The following is a 15,648-nucleotide window of genomic DNA, read 5'->3' as shown; positions in this document are numbered from 1 at the left end:
ATGGAACCACGGGCGACAGAACAGGCGCGGAGCAATCCCGGCGTCGATATCCTTACCGCGATCCGTCAGGCGCTGCCGGATCTGCGCCGCTCTGATCGCAAAGTGGCCGATCTTGTGCTGGAAGATCCGTCGCGTTTCCTTTCGGCCACTGTGGCAGAGACAGCAGAACTGGCCCAGGTCAGCCAGCCCACCGTCATCCGGTTCTGCACTGCCGTAGGCTGCGAGGGGTTCAACGATTTCAAGCTGCGGCTGGCCCATAGTCTTGCGCTCGGGACGCCGGCGACCCATTCGGCGATTGCCGCCTTCGACTCTGTCCAGGTCATTTCGGGCAAGATCTTTGATTACACGATTACCAGCCTCGACTGGGCCCGCCGCCAGCTAGACACCGTGCGGATGGAGGCGGCGGTATCCCTGCTGGCAGATGCCGCGCGGCTGGAATTCTTCGGCTTCGGCGCCTCTGCCATCGTGGCGCTGGACGCACAGCAGAAGTTTCCGCTGTTCGGCATTCCCTGCGGTGCCGAGCGCGACCTGCACCAGATGACCATGCAGGCGGGCATGATGCGCCCGGGTGATGTGGCGGTGGTGATCTCGAATACCGCAATGACGAAATCTCTGATCGAGGTGGCACAGCTTGCGCGCAGGAATGGTGCAAAGGTGCTGGGCCTTCTGGGGGCCGAGGGGCCGCTCGCGCAATATTGCGATGTGGTGCTGGTGGTCGAGACACTCGACAATACCGATGCCTATACACCGACCATTTCGCGCCTCGCGGCCCTGGTCACAATCGACATTCTTTCGACCGCGGTGGCTTTGCGCCGCGATGCCGAGCAGGCGAGCCGGTTTAAAGAAATGAAACAGCATCTCACCCGCTTCCGCGCGCGCGGCGAGGGCTGAGACGCAGACTGAGACCGGGGCATTCCCCCCGATAATTCCAGTGAGGAGAAGACGATGGCCGAGGCCTCCGCCCTAAACATCCTGTCGCCGCGGGATCTTGCGCAGATGATCGATATCAGCGCGGTCCAGGCCTTCCATACCGAGGCCGATCTGCGCCAGGTTGCCGATGTCGCAACATCCGAGGGCTTCATCGCCGTCCATGCGCTGCCGCATTTCACCGCATTGCTGTCGACATTGCTTCCGCGCGGTTGCGGGGTACTGGTGGGCGGCCCAATTGGCTTTCCCTCGGGCGGCAACCGTACAGAAACCAAGCTTGTCGAGGCGCGCGGGCTGGTGGCGGATGGCGCCACCGAGGTCGATATGATGATGAATATCGGGCGGCTGAAGTCCGGCGATGACGCCTATGTGGCGACAGAGCTTGCCGCTGTGATCGAGGCCGTGGCCCCGGTGCCGGTCAAGGTGATCATCGAGGTCTCGCGACTAAGCGATGACGAGATCCGCCGCGCGGCGAAGCTGGTGGCGGCGTCCGGGGCAGCCTTTGTGAAAACCGGCACCGGATGGACCGGGCTCCCCACCACCTTGCACCATATTCGGCTGATCCGGGAGGCCGCCGGCGCGGAAATCGGCATCAAGGCCTCGGGCGGGATCCGCGACCTGGAGACCGTTGCTGCAATGATCGAAGCCGGAGTCACGCGGTTTGGCATCAATACGGATGTGGCCAGAGACCTCATCGCCGCCTGCCGCTCCCTGCCGGATGGCGGGCTGCGGGTCGCAGGCTGAGCCGGACCAGACAGACGCGGGAGAGAAATGATGCAGGATCTGGTTCTGGCATGCGACCTCGGCACCGGGGGGCTCAAAGGCGCCGTTGTCGCGCCCGATGGCAGGGTGCTTGCCGAAGTGGTCGAGAATTACCCGACATTCTATCCCGTGCCATCATTGCATGAGCAACGGCCGGCAGACTGGTGGCAGGCGCTGATCCGAACCACCGCCGCATTGATGGCGAAAGGGGGGGCGGCCAGGTTTACCGCTGCAGATATCGGGGCGATCAGTCTCTCGGGCCACAGCCTTGGCTGTATTCCGGTCGATGCAGAGGGGCAGTTGCTGCAGGATGCGGTCCCGATCTGGTCAGACGGGCGGGCGCAGCAGGATGCGGCGGCGTTTTTTGACCGTTTCGACGAAGAAAGCTGGTATCTGCGCACGGGAAATGGCTTCCCGGCCCCGCTTTATCCGCTGTTCAAGATCCTCTGGCTGCGCCGGAACGCCCCGGAGATCTTCGCCCGTACCGACCGCATTCTCGGCACCAAGGATTATCTCAATTTCCTGATGACGGGGCGGATGGCGACAGATCCGTCTTATGCCTCCGGTTCGGGGGCATTTGATCTGCTGGCCGGACAATATGATCCCGAGATCCTTGCCGCAGCGGGGCTTCGCGCGGATATCCTGCCGGAAATCGTGCCATCGGCCTCGGTGATCGGCGAGCTGACAAGGACGGCCGCGCAGACGCTCGGGCTTGAACCCGGGACGGCCGTCATTGCCGGCGGGGTTGACAATTCCTGCATGGCGCTTGGTGCGCAGACCTTTGAGGACGGCGATCTCTTTTCCTCGATGGGCTCGTCCAGCTGGCTGACGATATCCGCCGCACGCCCGGTGCTGGACCCGAAAGTCCGCTCATATGCTTTCGCCCATCTCGTGCCGGGGCAGTTCATCTCGGCCACGTCCATCTTCTCTTCGGGGACCACGATGGACTGGACCCGCAGGATCCTTGGCGCGGATGATGCAGGAATGAGCCATGCTGCGATGGAAACGCTGGCGGCTGCCTCCCCGCCCGGGGCGCGCGGTCTGCTGATGGTGCCGACGCTGGGCGGCGGCACATCGCTGGAGGGCGGCGCCGAAGTGCGGGGTGGCTGGATCGGCCTTTCGCTGCAGCATGACCGTGGCGATCTGTTGCGTGCCGCGTTCGAGGGTGTCGCCTATGGTCTTCGCGTGGCGCTGGACGAACTGCGCCGTATGACCCCCATCGGCCCGTCACTGGTAGCGGTTGGCGGTGGCGCCCGCAGCGCCTTCTGGCGGCAGATCTTTGCGGATATTCTTGAGATCGATGTGGTCAAGACCGCTGTAGATCAGGAGGCGGCAACGCTGGGTGCAGCTGCCATCGCCTTCCATGCGCTGAAGATCTGGCCTGATTTCTCGCCCATCCGCGCGATCCATGCCGAAGCGTCGCGACATGGCCCGCGCCCTGCACATCGCCCGGTCTATGAGGCCGGGCTGGCGGCCTATCGCCTGGCCGCCGCGCAGCAATATGACCTCTCGCTGACGCTGGCGCGCTATCGCCAGGGCTGCGCCTGATCTGAAATTCCCGTAGGAGACCCGCTGAGATGACCACCCCGCTTGCATCCTTTGCCCCCGATCTTTTTGCCGGCCAGACGGTCTGCGTTTCCGGCGGCACCAGTGGCATTGGCCTCGCCATCGCTGAGGCCTTTGCCCGCCTCGGCGCCGAGGTCGTCGCTATGGGCAGTTCTGCGGCCAAGATCGGGCGGCTGAATGCCACGCCGCCCGTCGCAGGGATGCGCTTCGCCCGCCTCGATGTGACGGACCGCAAAGCGGTGGAGAGCGCTTTCGACGGGTTCAGCCGTCTCGATATTCTGGTCAATGCCGCCGGGATTGCGCGGCCCGACAAGGAATATGAAACCGACACCTTCCTCGAAGTCATGGAAGTAAACCTCAACAGTGTCATGGGGCTGAGCATGGCGGCACGCCCCCTGCTGGCACGCCAGGGCGGCTCGATCATTAACACGGCCTCGATGCTCAGCTATCTGACCGATACGGCGGTGCCGGCCTATGGTGCGAGCAAGGCGGGCGTTCTGGGGCTGACCCGCCATCTCGCCCATGCTTTTGCCGCCGAGGGAATCCGTGTGAACGCGGTCACGCCGGGATATATCGCGACCGATATGACAACCGGCCTGCAAGAGGATGCCGGTCTGACCGGGCGCATTCTGCACCGTTGCGCCATCAAACGCTGGGGCAGGGCTGAAGATATCATCGGGGCCGCTTTGTTTCTCGCTGCTCCGGCGGCGGCCTATGTCACCGGCACCGAGATCGCGGTTGATGGCGGTTTCGTGAGCGGCGGGTTCTGACAGCCGGGCGGGCTTTGCGGGGGAGAGGGTGATGGCGGATGAAATGATTGCCTGGACATGGCAGAGCCAGGGTCAGCCCATGGGGCTGAAGCAGGAAAGCCGTGCACTGCCCGTTCCCGGGCCCGGCGAGGTTTTGCTGCAAAACCGGTCGATCGGGCTGAACCCGGTCGACTGGAAGATGATCGAATGGGGGCATCCGCTCTGGCGCCCGGGACATATTCCGGGGGTCGATGGCTGTGGCATCCTGCTTGCCGCCGGGGCAGGGGTGAGGCTGCCGACAGGCATGCGTTACGCTTATCATCAGGCCCTGGGGCGGGATGGCAGCTTTGCCAGCCATATAGTGATCCGCGCGGATGCCCTTATGGCAGTCCCGCCGGGCGTGGATGACGCGATGGCCGCCGCATTGCCCTGTCCGGGTCTGACAGCCTGGCAGGCCCTGGAAAAACTGCCCGGCACCGGAGCGCGCGATGTGCTGGTCTGTGGTGGTGGCGGCGCGGTCGGGCTGATCCTTTGTCAGCTTGCCCTGATGGCAGGCTGGCGTGTCTGGGCAACTGCCTCGGCCTCGCATCATCCGGCATTGCTGTCGCTCGGGGTCAGCGGGGTTTTCGACTATCATGATCCGGACTGGCAGCAGCAGCTGACGACCGCCCTCGGCCCGCGCCGTCTTTACGCGGCTTTCGATACGGTCAGTGGTGCTCATGCCCGCATACTGGCACCGCTGATCGGCTATAACGGCCACCTGATCTGCATCCAGGACAGGCAGGAAAGCGCGCCTATGCCTGCGTTTTCTACCGCTTTGTCCCTGCACGAAGTGGCGCTGAACAGCATCCACCTGCATGGATGCCGCGAGGATCTGCGGCTGTTGCGGCAGGCCGGAGCCCGGCTTTTCAGCATGGTTGAGCAGGGTTGCCTGGAGCTGTCTCCGATAAGCGTATCCGGATTTTCCACACTGCCGAACGTGCTTGCAGAGGTTCGGCAGGGCATCCTGCCCGGCAAGCAGGTGGTTTTGCTCTGAGGGCGTGTCACAGCACGAACCTGTGTCGCGGTGCAACAGTTACCCTGCTTTGCGTCTCTGCGGCTGTGCTGGGGCCGTCGTGAAGCCCAGGCTGCCGTTGCTGCCATCGGAGCGCAGGGTCTTTGGCGGACCGTTCGTTCTGCCGGTGAGTGGCGGCGTGCTCTTCCCGCTGACGGCATCGCATTGGCAGGGATGAACCCGCCGGATCTCAGGGCCGGCGGCCGGTCGAGCGCTGCGGCGGCCTGAGGTCGTGGCTCTCACGCAAGCCGCATAACGCATCCCCATATTGCCTCAACTATGGGCAGACGGGTTGTGACGGACTGCAGGCCGACCGCTGTTTTAATGCGGTTGGCCGGTCCCGGAATAGGGTGCGAAGCGGGCCTCGGTTGTGCTGGCGCCGAGCGCACGGCCGACCATTGGAAACGCCCTTTGCGGGCAGGCAGAGCGCTCGCAGACTTTGCAGCCCGGACCGATCTTTGCGGCCATGTCCGGGTTTTTCAGATCTAATCCATTAGCATAGACCAGACGTTCCGCGTGGGTCAGGTCGCAGCCAAGGGCCACTGCGAAGGTTTTGGCCGGTGCGCCGAAACCGCCCTGGCCGCTTTGCACCTGCCTTGCGATCCACAAATAGCTTCGCCCGTCGGGCATCTGCGCCACCTGCCGGATGATCTCGCCCGGGCGGGCAAAGGCTTCGTAAATGTTCCAGAGCGGACATGACCCGCCGATGCGGGAGAAGTGGAAATCGGTCGCAGACTGACGTTTCGAGATGTTTCCGGCGCGGTCGACGCGGATGAAGAAGAAGGGGACCCCCCGCGCGTCCGGCCGCTGCAGGGTGGAGAGGCGATGGCAGGTCGTTTCGAACCCAACGCCGAAACGGCGCGCGATCAGATCGATGTCGTAGCGGGTCGCCTCAGCAGTGGCGAGGAAGGCGCGATAGGGCAGGATCAGGGCCCCGGCAAAATAGTTGGCCAGCCCTATTTGCAGCAGGCTGCGCGCCTCTGGCCCGAGTTTCGGGTCATCGGACAGCCGGGCGATAGCCTCGCCTTGCTCCAGAAAAGCGAGCTGCGTTGCGATCTGAAAAGCAACCTGGCCCGGGTCAAGATGGGCGGCAAGCGACAGGATGCGCCCGGCCGGATCATAGTGGCGCAGCGCATCGCCCGCGCTTTGCGCGATACGGATCCCGTGCCGCCCGGCGAGCCTGTCGGTCAGACCGGCTGCCATCCGGCCTGCCGGCAGAGTATCACCGATGGCCTCGGCCGCCATGTCCAGTTCTGCCACGTGGTTGCGCCGCTCATAGAACCAGTCGCGGACCGCCTCGAAGGCGGCGGGAGAATGGGCCGGCCCCCCGGTGATCTGGCCCGCAAAGAGATCGGCGCGTTCGGTGGTTTCGCGCAGCCGGGCCTGCATGGCGACAATTGAGCGCGCGACCTCGGGCATATTGGCGGCCAGCTCGCGCAGTTCGGCCAGCGCGATGCCCGCGCCCTGATCGGCCAGTGCCGCCCGCAGATCGGTGATCAGCCGCGCCGCGCCCTCATCCGAGAAGAGCTGCACATCCAGTCCAAAGACCGCGTTCAGCTTCAAAAGGACCGGCACGGTCAGCGGCCGCGCATTCTGCTCGATCTGGTTCAGATAGCTCGGGCTGATCTCCAGCGCGCGGGCAAGGGCGGCCTGGGTCAGGCCGCGTTCTTCGCGCAGGCGCCGCAAGCGGACGCCGAGATAGGTCTTGCTCATCTTCGCAACCTTCGCAATTCGCAGACTATTTATTCGCAGATCGTCGCATTTTCAGTAGTTTATCTGCTGTTGCCGCCCGTGTGAAGGTACCCTTGCCAATCTTGTAAAGGCCTTGCCATGTCTGCCGAATCCGAGACCCGAATGATCGAGATGATCTTTCCCGAACAGGCGAACCATTACGGGACGCTGTTCGGCGGCAATGCGCTGGCACTCCTGGCAAAGGCGGCTTTCATCGCGGCCACACGCCACGCCGGCACTGCTGTGGTCATGGCGCGGTCCGAACGGGTGAATTTCACGACACCGATCACTGTGGGCGAGATGCTGGAACTGGTCGCCCGTGTCAGCCGCACCGGACGGTCCTCGATGACGGTCGAGGTGCAGGGCACCGCCCGCAGCATCGGCGGCGCGCGAGAGCGGATCGCGCTTTCAGGTGCATTTGAGATGGTTGCCGTCGATGAGGGCGGTCGCCCCCGGCCGGTCGGCCCGGAAGTTTCATGAAAAGGGAAGAGACATGATCACCCACGACCTGCGGACCTGGAAATCCGCCGAACATCTGCCGCGTGAAGATCAGCTGGCCTGGAAAATCGCCGAAGTCGCCGCCGATCCGGTTGCGGTGCTGCCCCAGGTCACCGAGATGATCATCAACCGGATCATCGACAATGCCGCCGTGGCGGCAGCCTCGGTCGCGCGCCGTCCGGTGGCCTCGGCCCGGGCACAGGCGCTCTGCCATCCGATGAAACCGGGAGCCACGGTCTTCGGTCTCACGAATGATCGCGTCAGCCCGGAATGGGCCGCCTGGGTCAATGGTACGGCGGTGCGGGAGCTGGATTTCCACGACACTTTCCTTGCCGCCGATTACTCGCATCCGGGCGATAATATCCCGCCGATCCTGGCCGTGGCCCAGCATACCGGAAAGTCCGGCGCGGAACTGATCCGGGGCCTGGCCACCGGCTATGAGATCCAGGTGAACCTCGTGCGCGGCATCTGCCTGCATGAGCACAAGATCGACCATATCGCTCATCTCGGGCCGTCAGCCGCCGCCGGGATCGGCACGCTTTTGAATCTGCCCACCGAGACGATCTATCAGGCCGTGCAGCAGGCGCTGCATGTCACCACCACCACCCGCCAGTCGCGCAAGGGCGAAATCTCCAGCTGGAAGGCCTTTGCCCCCAGCTTTGCCGGCAAGATGGCGATCGAAGCCGTTGATCGCGTGATGCGCGGCGAGGGCGCGCCGAGCCCGGCATGGGAAGGCGAGGACGGCTTTATCGCCTATCTGCTGTCCGGCCCGAACGCCCGCTATCAGGTGCCGTTGCCGGGTAAGGGAGAGGCCAAACGTGCGATCCTCGACACCTATACCAAGGAGCATTCAGCGGAGTATCAGAGCCAGGCGCTGATCGACCTTGCCCGTCGCATGCGGCCGCAGATCGGCGATCTGAGCCAGATCGACAGCATCGTGATCCATACCAGCCATCACACGCATTACGTGATCGGCACCGGCGCGAATGACCCGCAGAAGATGGACCCGAAGGCCAGCCGCGAGACGCTGGACCATTCGATCATGTATATCTTCGCGGTCGCGCTCGAAGACGGCGGCTGGCACCACGAGAAGTCCTACGCGCCGCAGCGCGCGAACCTGCCCGGGACCGTGGCTCTGTGGCACAAGATCTCGACCACCGAAGACCCGGAATGGACCCGCCGCTACCACGCGCAGGACCCGAAGACGAAAGCCTTCGGCGGCCGCGTCGAGGTGAAACTGAAAGACGGTCGCGTGATCACCGATGAGCTGGCGCTGGCCGATGCCCATCCCGATGGGGCGCGTCCCTTTATCCGAGAGAATTACGTCAAAAAATTCCTGACCCTCTCGGACGGCATCATCGCCACCGCGGAGCAAACCCGCTTCCTGCAAGCGGTCGAGGCGCTGGAAAGCCTGAAAGCGGGCGAGCTCGCAGCGCTGAACTTCACCGTCGGTGCGGATCGCCTTGGCCCACCCCGCCCGAGCGGCGTCTTCGACTGGAAATGAGGAGGGAACGATGAGCGGCACTGTTCTGAAACCCAAGAAATCCGTCGCGCTTTCGGGCGTGGTGGCCGGGAATACCGCGCTGTGTTCGGTCGGCCAGTCAGGCAATGACCTGCATTATCGGGGCTATGACATCCTCGATCTGGCCGAGGCCTGCACCTTTGAGGAGGTCGCTCATCTTCTGGTGCATGGCACATTGCCGACCGCGCCCGAATTGCGGGCCTATAAAGCGAAACTGAAGGCCCTCAGGGGCCTTCCGAAAGCCGTGCGCGAGACATTGGAGGCGATCCCGGCCGCCGCCCATCCGATGGATGTGCTGCGCTCGGGCGTCTCGGCGCTTGGCTGCGTGCTCCCTGAGGCGCATGACCACAATACCCCCGGCGCGCGGGATATCATCGACCGGCTGATGGCGGCACAGGGTTCGATGCTGCTTTACTGGCACCACTTTGCCCAGAATGGCCGTCGTATCGAAGTCGAGACCGAAGACGACACCATCGCCGGGCATTTTCTGCATCTGTTGCACGGTATTGCGCCCAGCGAAGTCGAGATACGCGCGCTGCAGACCACGCTGAACCTCTATGCCGAGCACGAGTTCAATGCCTCGACCTTTACCGCCCGTACCATCGCGGGCACCGGTTCGGATGTCTATTCTGCAATTGCCGGCGCCATCGGTGCTTTGCGGGGGCCGAAGCATGGCGGCGCCAACGAAGTCGCCTTTGAAATTCAGAAGCGCTACAACACCCCCGATGAGGCCGAGGCCGACATCCGCGCAAGGATGGAGCGCAAAGAGGTCATCATCGGCTTTGGCCACCCGGTCTATACCATCGCCGATCCGCGCAATGTGGTGATCAGGCGGGTGGCGAAACAGCTCTCGGACGCGGCGGGCAGCCCCAAAATGTTCGACATCGCCGAGCGGATCGAGACGGTGATGATGGACGAGAAGCGGATGTTCCCGAACCTCGACTGGTACTCCGCCGTTTCCTACCATCTCCTCAGCGTGCCGACCACGATGTTCACGCCGATCTTTGTGATCTCGCGCACCTCCGGCTGGGGTGCGCATGTGGTCGAACAGCGGCAGGACAACAAGATCATCCGCCCCTCGGCCCATTACATTGGCCCCGACGACCGCGCCTTTACCCCTATCGAGAAACGCGGGCTTCTCGCCCCGCCTTCGGAGGCCTGAGCTATGCCCTATCTTGTCGCCGACGATCTGCCGTTTGCCCCGGCAGGGCAGCGCTTCCGCGCGGCCTTGTCGCGCCCTGGCATCCTGCGCCTGCCCGGCGCGCATAACGGCCAGGCCGCGCTGCAGGCCAGGGCGGCCGGGTTTGAAGCGCTTTACCTGTCGGGTGCCGCGATGACCGCCAGCATGGGCCTGCCGGATCTCGGCATCATCACCGTCGATGAGGTGGCCTTTTTCATCCGCCAGATCGCGCGGGCCTCGGGGCTGCCGCTGCTGGTCGATGGCGATACCGGCTATGGCGAAGCGCTGAACGTCATGCACATGGTCCGAACATTCGAAGAGGCCGGGGCCGGGGCGGTGCATCTGGAAGACCAGCTCTTGCCCAAGAAATGCGGCCATCTGAACGACAAGAAGCTGGCGGGTGCCCGGGACATGGCGGCTAAGGTTGCCGCCGCCGCCCGCTCGCGCCGTGATCTGGTGATCATCGCGCGCACCGATGCCGCAGCCTCGGAAGGGATCGAAGGAACTGTGGCCCGCGCGAAGCTCTATGTTGAAGCCGGAGCTGACGCGATCTTCCCCGAGGCACTCACCAGTGTTGAGATGTTCAAAGAGGTCCGTGCTGCACTGCCCGGCGTCAAACTGCTGGCAAACATGACCGAGTTCGGCCGCACCCCCGCGCTGACCGCACAGGAGTTTCAGGATCTCGGCTATGATATGGTGATCTGGCCGGTCTCTTCGCTGCGGGTTGCGAACAAGGCGCAGGCGAAACTTTACGCCGCGCTCGCCCGCGATGGTGCCACCACGGCGTTGATCCCCGAGATGCAGACCCGGACCGAATTATACGAAACCATCGGTCTCAACGCGTTTGAAGCGCTGGATGCGAGCATCGCGCGTTCGGTCGTACCCTGATCTCATTCGCAGCCCCGCTCGCGGTCGAGTGCGATCAGCGCCGAGGTGGTGGTGTAATCCCTGTCGATCTCCGGATGGCCGGAGACGAGGCCCCAGAGCACAACGGTCCGGGGGCCGAACATGAGCGGGCAACACAGGTCGATGACGGGCGCCGCAGCCAGGTCCGCCGGCGACGGACCCATCTCGGCGGCGGCGATGGCAAGGAGAAGCCCGTCGAAGGACAGGCGGAGTTCCGGGGAGAGTTTCATCATATAATCCTCTGAACGGTTCAGTGCAGGAGCGGTGCGTTTTCCAGGTCGGCGGCGCGCTGCAGCATGCGGGCCGCGATCCTGAGACTGGGGCGATGATCCCGTAGAGAAGGGTGCGTCAGCACCTCCGCCATGGCCTCAATCGCCGTCTCGGACAGGTCCCGCCTCCCGCCGTCACGGCGCACAAAGGCGGCGAGCTCATGCGCGCTGAGATGACGCAAATGGACCGGTGGGCATCGGCTCAGAAGGGGCTCCGGGAGCAGGGCGGCGGTGTTGGAGGTCAGGATCCAGCCGACCCAGCTCATGTCGAACGGCACCTGATAATAGGGACAGATCCAGCGCCGTGCGGTCAGCGGCTCCATAAGGGGAAGCATGGCCTCCGGCAGCCCGTAGGCCTGACCCCGTGTCGAGGTTGCGGTCCCGGCCTTCTCGATCTCGTCGACCACGACAATGGGGTTCGCGATCCTCGCCCTCATGACACACCTGACCAGCCGACCCGGCTCTGCGCCGCCCCAGCCGCGCTGCGATCCAACCAGGCCGAAGCTGGCATTCTCATTGCCCGCATCCATGACCATGACAGGGGCGGCGATCAGCTCGCCGAGCTTTCGGGCCCAATGGCTCTTGCCGATCCCTGGCGGGCCGTCTAGCAGCATGGGCGGCAGGCGGAAGCCCATCCAGCCCTCACGGACGGAGCTGCGCATGACCCGCCAGACCCGTTCGTTGGCCGGGCCCATCCAGGGCATGTCCGTGTGCAGTTCCGATGCGATCTCATCCGCGCGGTGTTCGCTGGGGATGGAGATCAGATTGACTCCCTCGGCCAACGGCAGCAGCGCGCGGCGATCATCGTTCTTCAGGTGGCCATCTTCCCGGCTCTGGTTGCGCGCGTTCACAAGGCGCAGGGCGCGGCGACCGACCTTCTCGGTCTCGTCGAAGGTCAGATCGCCCACCAGAGACTTGAGGATAACCGGGTGCAAAGGCTTTCCGGCCAGCTCCGGATCCTTGGCGGCCCGGAGCGTCGCGAGATGCGTCAAGAAGCGTTGGCGGAGGACGTCGGCTGTCTGATCCGGATCGAACAGTCTGACGCCGAGCATGGGTATCCTGGTCATGGCTTTGGCAACCTCGCGGCATGAGGGGACCGGTGCGAAAAGCGGACGCTTTCCGGATGGTCTCGGATGGATGTCATGGGGTCCGACTTGGCGATGAGGTCGCGGCGGCCGGTTTCTGTGCATCCAGTGTTGCCGTAATGTTCTCGATTGAGTCAAGCCGACGGGCTGGCAAGCTGGCCACACACGCCGAACTCGAAGGCGCTAGAAAGCGCCAAGAGGGTGATCAGTGTAAGATATTGATATTATTAGTATACGTTGGAGGCGCTCGGAAAGTGGAAGTTATATGTCCACAAAGTGGTCGCCAAAACGCCGAAAGTGGCGTCTTTTTGGCCGTCATAACAACAATTGTAAGATCTAGCAATTGAGTGCCATCAATCCAAAAATTATCATTTAGATTCAATGAGGCTATAGCCGCCTCGCCACCCCCCTCTGCCATTCTGTCTGGCCATTAGCTGCCATCGAAATTTGCCCATTGAGGCAATAAAAAAGCCGCCCCAAAGGGCGGCTGAAGAGCAGTGAAAGCTGGAAGGGCTACAGGTCTGCCATCCGATAGACGCGATTCTCAGAGGTCGCGTTGCAGGGGATCGGTTCGACCCCGCGGGCACTCAGGTTCTGGGCAATTTCGTCGGTCGTTGCACCGGCCTCTCTGGCCAGGCGCCCGATGGAGATATGGCTTTTCCGGAAGCGATCAAAATCCGCTTTGGAGACCAGGTGCCGATACCGCAATTTACCGCTGAGCGGAGTCAGACGCCGGATGATCGGCATGCCATTCCGGTCGGCGATGCGCATGAGATTTTCGACCGTCACGATATTCACTTCCAGTTCGATTCCGGCCTGCTCCTTGGTCAGGTAGGTGGCCAAGGGAGCGTCCTGAAGAAGGCAAAGAATCTGGTGCTCGTCGACAAGCAAACCGTCGAAATCGGTGCGGTCCAGATGCTGAAAAACCTCGACCTTTCCGGAAAGTGCGAGCCGGATAATGCGATCCACCTGCCAGTGGAGATGTTTTGCCGCGGAGCTGAAACTGCTGAAGCCCGCGTGCGGCTTTACCGCGATACGTGTGGCGGTGTCGGTCAGTGCATTCATTAAACCATTCACCGATGCCAGGGTGACGCGATGCATCAGTGCGGTATGCCTATTGCCGTAAACGTCTAGGTTGTCGCCAAGGTGCTCAACGAGGCCCGCCGCGACGATTGCGCGAACGGTCGTCTCATCGCAACCGATATGCGCGGAGATTGCCTTGGCCGGAATGGTTTCCATCATCGCCTTTGCTGCCGCTTCCCCCTTGCTGCTGTCGCAAGAGATGCCGGTCCAGTCGGGATGGCCACTGTCTCGTCCCGCGTCGAAATGGGAGAACAGGTTTCTGAGTGTGGCCTGCGTAGCGCCGGTCGCCGCAGAGAGGGATTTGAGGCTGTGCCGCCGGCGGACCTGAACCACCTTTCCCAGCAGATCGGTGCCGGGTGCGACCGGGAGGGTGTCAAGGATGAAACGCCGGAGGAGTGGCCGGAATGGCCCGAAGTCCGGATCCCGCTTTACCCGAAAATATACTGGTCCGAGCACGCTGAGCGGCGTTTCCCTGCGTTGCGTTTTGGGAGCATTGCGCAAGATACCCTCGAGCACGGGGATGATTGTAGACTCCCCACCCCGCATCGCCTGAAAGCCCCGCTCGCGTGCATCCTCGATCAGGTCATCGCTCTGGATATTGGAATCGTGATCATGGTCCTGACATTCGGAAAGGCCCAGGACCTCGGCAGTTTTGACCACCTGATCCAGCCGAAGCGCGTCGGCCCAGCACGCCTCTGCCTTCCCGCCAATCCGGTCTTCCAGATAGTCCTGCATCATCGAGACCGGCGCCACCTTGGCCGCCTGGGCCGCATCTGCAAGGCGGTCCGGGGAGGGATAGGCAACGTCCGGAACGAGGGCTTCAAGCGCGTCGGCGGCGCGTCCCAGCACCAGCCGCACCCGATGCCGGCTGCAGCGGAGCGCTGGCCGAAAACGCCAGATCATTCTGCCATAAGGGGCGTCCCGGTCCTCCGACAGGCAATGAGGGCAGTAGGCGGATTGCCGGGTGCGAAGAAGTGCGGCAAGGAAAACCTCGTTCCGAAGCTTCACCTTCCCGTCCCCGGCACGAAAGATGCCGATGCTTCCGATGTTGGTCGTGTCACCCCCGAAGGTTTCGATGAGCCTTGCCGACTCTTCGCGCCCGTAAAGCAGGTGCAGCCGGGCCCGACTGATTGTCGCGATGCTAAGCACCCGATCAAGCGTCATGCCACACTGAATCTGGGCGGAGCGCGCCGCCCAGGAAACAAGGTTTTCATCCGCGTGAGGAGGAACGAAGGGAAGCAACGCCATGGGTCAGTCCTTCTCCAGCTGGCGACGCTGCCGCACGGTGCGGGCATCTTCAAAGCCTTCTGCACTCTTATCGAGCTCGATGCTGCTCCAGTCGGGGGCCACGAATACGTTCTGGTCGTAAGCGCATCCTTCCTGCATGCCCCAGGCATCCGCAAAATGATGGCGATCAAGCACGACTTCATCGGCCATCAGCGCCTGCTCGATCGCGTTGATCACGGTTTCTACGGCCCGGCCGAAGCGTTTGCGGCTGCCGTGAATGAGCCGGCTCACCAGGCTATCAGCGGGGTCAAACGTCATGCCTACCGCATCGCAGTAGCCGGAAATCATCTCCGCAAGCCCGGCGTTGTCGACACCGATTTCCAGATCGGACGGAATGATTTTCGTGAACCGGCGGCTCACCTGGGGATCGTAGCTGGTGAGTTCGGCGAGGCGCTCGGTCCCGCTCAGGATCACGATGACCGCGCTGTCTCCCTTCATCAGGCCTTTGATCATCTTGAGCATGTCATCGATCTCACGGGAGGAACGGGACATGAACAGGTCATGCGCCTCGTCGATCCAGATCAGGGTGGTCCCATTGACCACGATCTGATTGCGGATCAGGTCGAAGAGGTCCGAGACGGTTGCCCTCGAGTTCACCCTCATCAGGCCCAACTCCCGCAGGAGAGATTGCGCGATGGAACGCTGGGTCGCGGGGCTCCGCACCTCCATCCGGATGGCACGCGGAGCGCCCGTATCCGGGTTGATGCCGAGGGCGGGGAAGGTCTCCAGGACCCGCTGGATGGCCGTGGTTTTCCCACCGCCGGCCGGTTCGATCAGGATCAGACCGCGGCTCTCCAACTTCGCGGTAAAACGGACAGGATGCGGGGTAAACTCTCCCATGTCATCACGTTGAAGCAGGCGTCCGAGGTGATCGCGGACCATGAGGTCACGCTCGGTTTCCACATGAAGGGCACGAAGAGAGGCGACTTTCCGGGATACGGCCAAGGCCGCGGAGTTATGTGCGTTCATCGCTTCAGTCCTTTTTCTGAACGGTGGTGCTGAATTTGGATTTGGCCGCGCGTTTTTTGG

At 63.1% G+C, this 15,648-nt stretch carries 14 protein-coding genes; 9 read left to right on the top strand and 5 right to left on the bottom strand.

The window, feature by feature from the left end:
- The 5 genes from M3484_RS22785 to M3484_RS22765 are packed head-to-tail and all read left to right on the top strand — an operon-like array spanning position 1 to position 5,040.
- On the top strand, positions 1–891 hold the full coding sequence (locus M3484_RS22785) for an SIS domain-containing protein (protein ID WP_249499388.1): 891 nt from the start codon (positions 1–3) through the stop codon (positions 889–891).
- Between the two features lie 54 nt (positions 892–945).
- Positions 946–1,671 carry a deoxyribose-phosphate aldolase gene (gene deoC, locus M3484_RS22780; RefSeq protein ID WP_249499387.1) on the top strand — a complete coding sequence of 242 codons (726 nt, stop codon included), beginning with the start codon at positions 946–948 and terminating at the stop codon, positions 1,669–1,671.
- Between the two features lie 30 nt (positions 1,672–1,701).
- Positions 1,702–3,237, top strand: a complete 1,536-nt coding sequence (locus M3484_RS22775) for a xylulokinase (protein ID WP_249499386.1) — start codon at positions 1,702–1,704, stop codon at positions 3,235–3,237.
- Between the two features lie 29 nt (positions 3,238–3,266).
- Entirely contained in the window at positions 3,267–4,025 is a 759-nt protein-coding gene (locus tag M3484_RS22770) for an SDR family NAD(P)-dependent oxidoreductase (RefSeq protein WP_092902508.1), read from the top strand.
- 31 nt (positions 4,026–4,056) lie between these two features.
- Positions 4,057–5,040 (top strand): zinc-binding dehydrogenase, encoded by a 984-nt coding sequence (locus tag M3484_RS22765; RefSeq protein ID WP_249499385.1) that lies wholly within the window; start codon positions 4,057–4,059, stop codon positions 5,038–5,040.
- Positions 5,041–5,379: 339 nt separating this feature from the next.
- Here the strand turns inward: M3484_RS22765 and M3484_RS22760 are convergent, their stop codons facing one another.
- On the bottom strand, positions 5,380–6,771 hold the full coding sequence (locus M3484_RS22760; protein WP_249499384.1) for a short-chain fatty acyl-CoA regulator family protein: 1,392 nt from the start codon (positions 6,769–6,771) through the stop codon (positions 5,380–5,382).
- Positions 6,772–6,888: 117 nt separating this feature from the next.
- Between M3484_RS22760 and M3484_RS22755 the strand changes: the two genes are divergently transcribed.
- Genes M3484_RS22755 through prpB form a run of 4 tightly spaced genes read left to right on the top strand, consistent with a single transcriptional unit; the run spans position 6,889 to position 10,877 of the window.
- Entirely contained in the window at positions 6,889–7,269 is a 381-nt protein-coding gene (locus M3484_RS22755) for an acyl-CoA thioesterase (RefSeq protein ID WP_092902502.1), read from the top strand.
- A gap of 13 nt (positions 7,270–7,282) precedes the next feature.
- Positions 7,283–8,791: an MmgE/PrpD family protein gene (locus M3484_RS22750; protein ID WP_249499383.1), complete on the top strand. Its 1,509-nt coding sequence runs from the start codon at positions 7,283–7,285 to the stop codon at positions 8,789–8,791.
- Positions 8,792–8,801: 10 nt separating this feature from the next.
- Positions 8,802–9,971: a bifunctional 2-methylcitrate synthase/citrate synthase gene (gene prpC / locus M3484_RS22745; RefSeq protein ID WP_249499382.1), complete on the top strand. Its 1,170-nt coding sequence runs from the start codon at positions 8,802–8,804 to the stop codon at positions 9,969–9,971.
- A 3-nt stretch (positions 9,972–9,974) separates the two neighbouring features.
- Complete coding sequence (prpB, locus tag M3484_RS22740; RefSeq protein ID WP_249499381.1) at positions 9,975–10,877, top strand: methylisocitrate lyase; 903 nt, start codon at positions 9,975–9,977, stop codon at positions 10,875–10,877.
- Positions 10,878–10,879: 2 nt separating this feature from the next.
- On the opposite strand, the gene M3484_RS22735 is transcribed toward prpB, so the two are convergent.
- From M3484_RS22735 to M3484_RS22720, 4 genes are all read right to left on the bottom strand, one after another.
- Positions 10,880–11,128 carry a DUF6634 family protein gene (locus M3484_RS22735; RefSeq protein WP_249499380.1) on the bottom strand — a complete coding sequence of 83 codons (249 nt, stop codon included), beginning with the start codon at positions 11,126–11,128 and terminating at the stop codon, positions 10,880–10,882.
- 17 nt (positions 11,129–11,145) lie between these two features.
- Positions 11,146–12,231, bottom strand: a complete 1,086-nt coding sequence (locus M3484_RS22730; protein ID WP_249499379.1) for an AAA family ATPase — start codon at positions 12,229–12,231, stop codon at positions 11,146–11,148.
- A 531-nt stretch (positions 12,232–12,762) separates the two neighbouring features.
- Positions 12,763–14,580 (bottom strand): TniQ family protein, encoded by a 1,818-nt coding sequence (locus M3484_RS22725; RefSeq protein WP_249499378.1) that lies wholly within the window; start codon positions 14,578–14,580, stop codon positions 12,763–12,765.
- Between the two features lie 3 nt (positions 14,581–14,583).
- Positions 14,584–15,648, bottom strand: a 1,065-nt coding sequence (locus tag M3484_RS22720; RefSeq protein WP_249499377.1) for an AAA family ATPase, incomplete at its 5' end; no start/stop codon positions are given.

It is taken from the genome of Pseudomonas sp. GX19020, from assembly GCF_023371075.1.
Taxonomy (GTDB): Bacteria; Pseudomonadota; Alphaproteobacteria; order Rhodobacterales; family Rhodobacteraceae; genus Pseudogemmobacter.
Note: the sequence above shows the minus strand (reverse complement) of the source record. Positions and strands in the feature narration are given on the sequence as shown.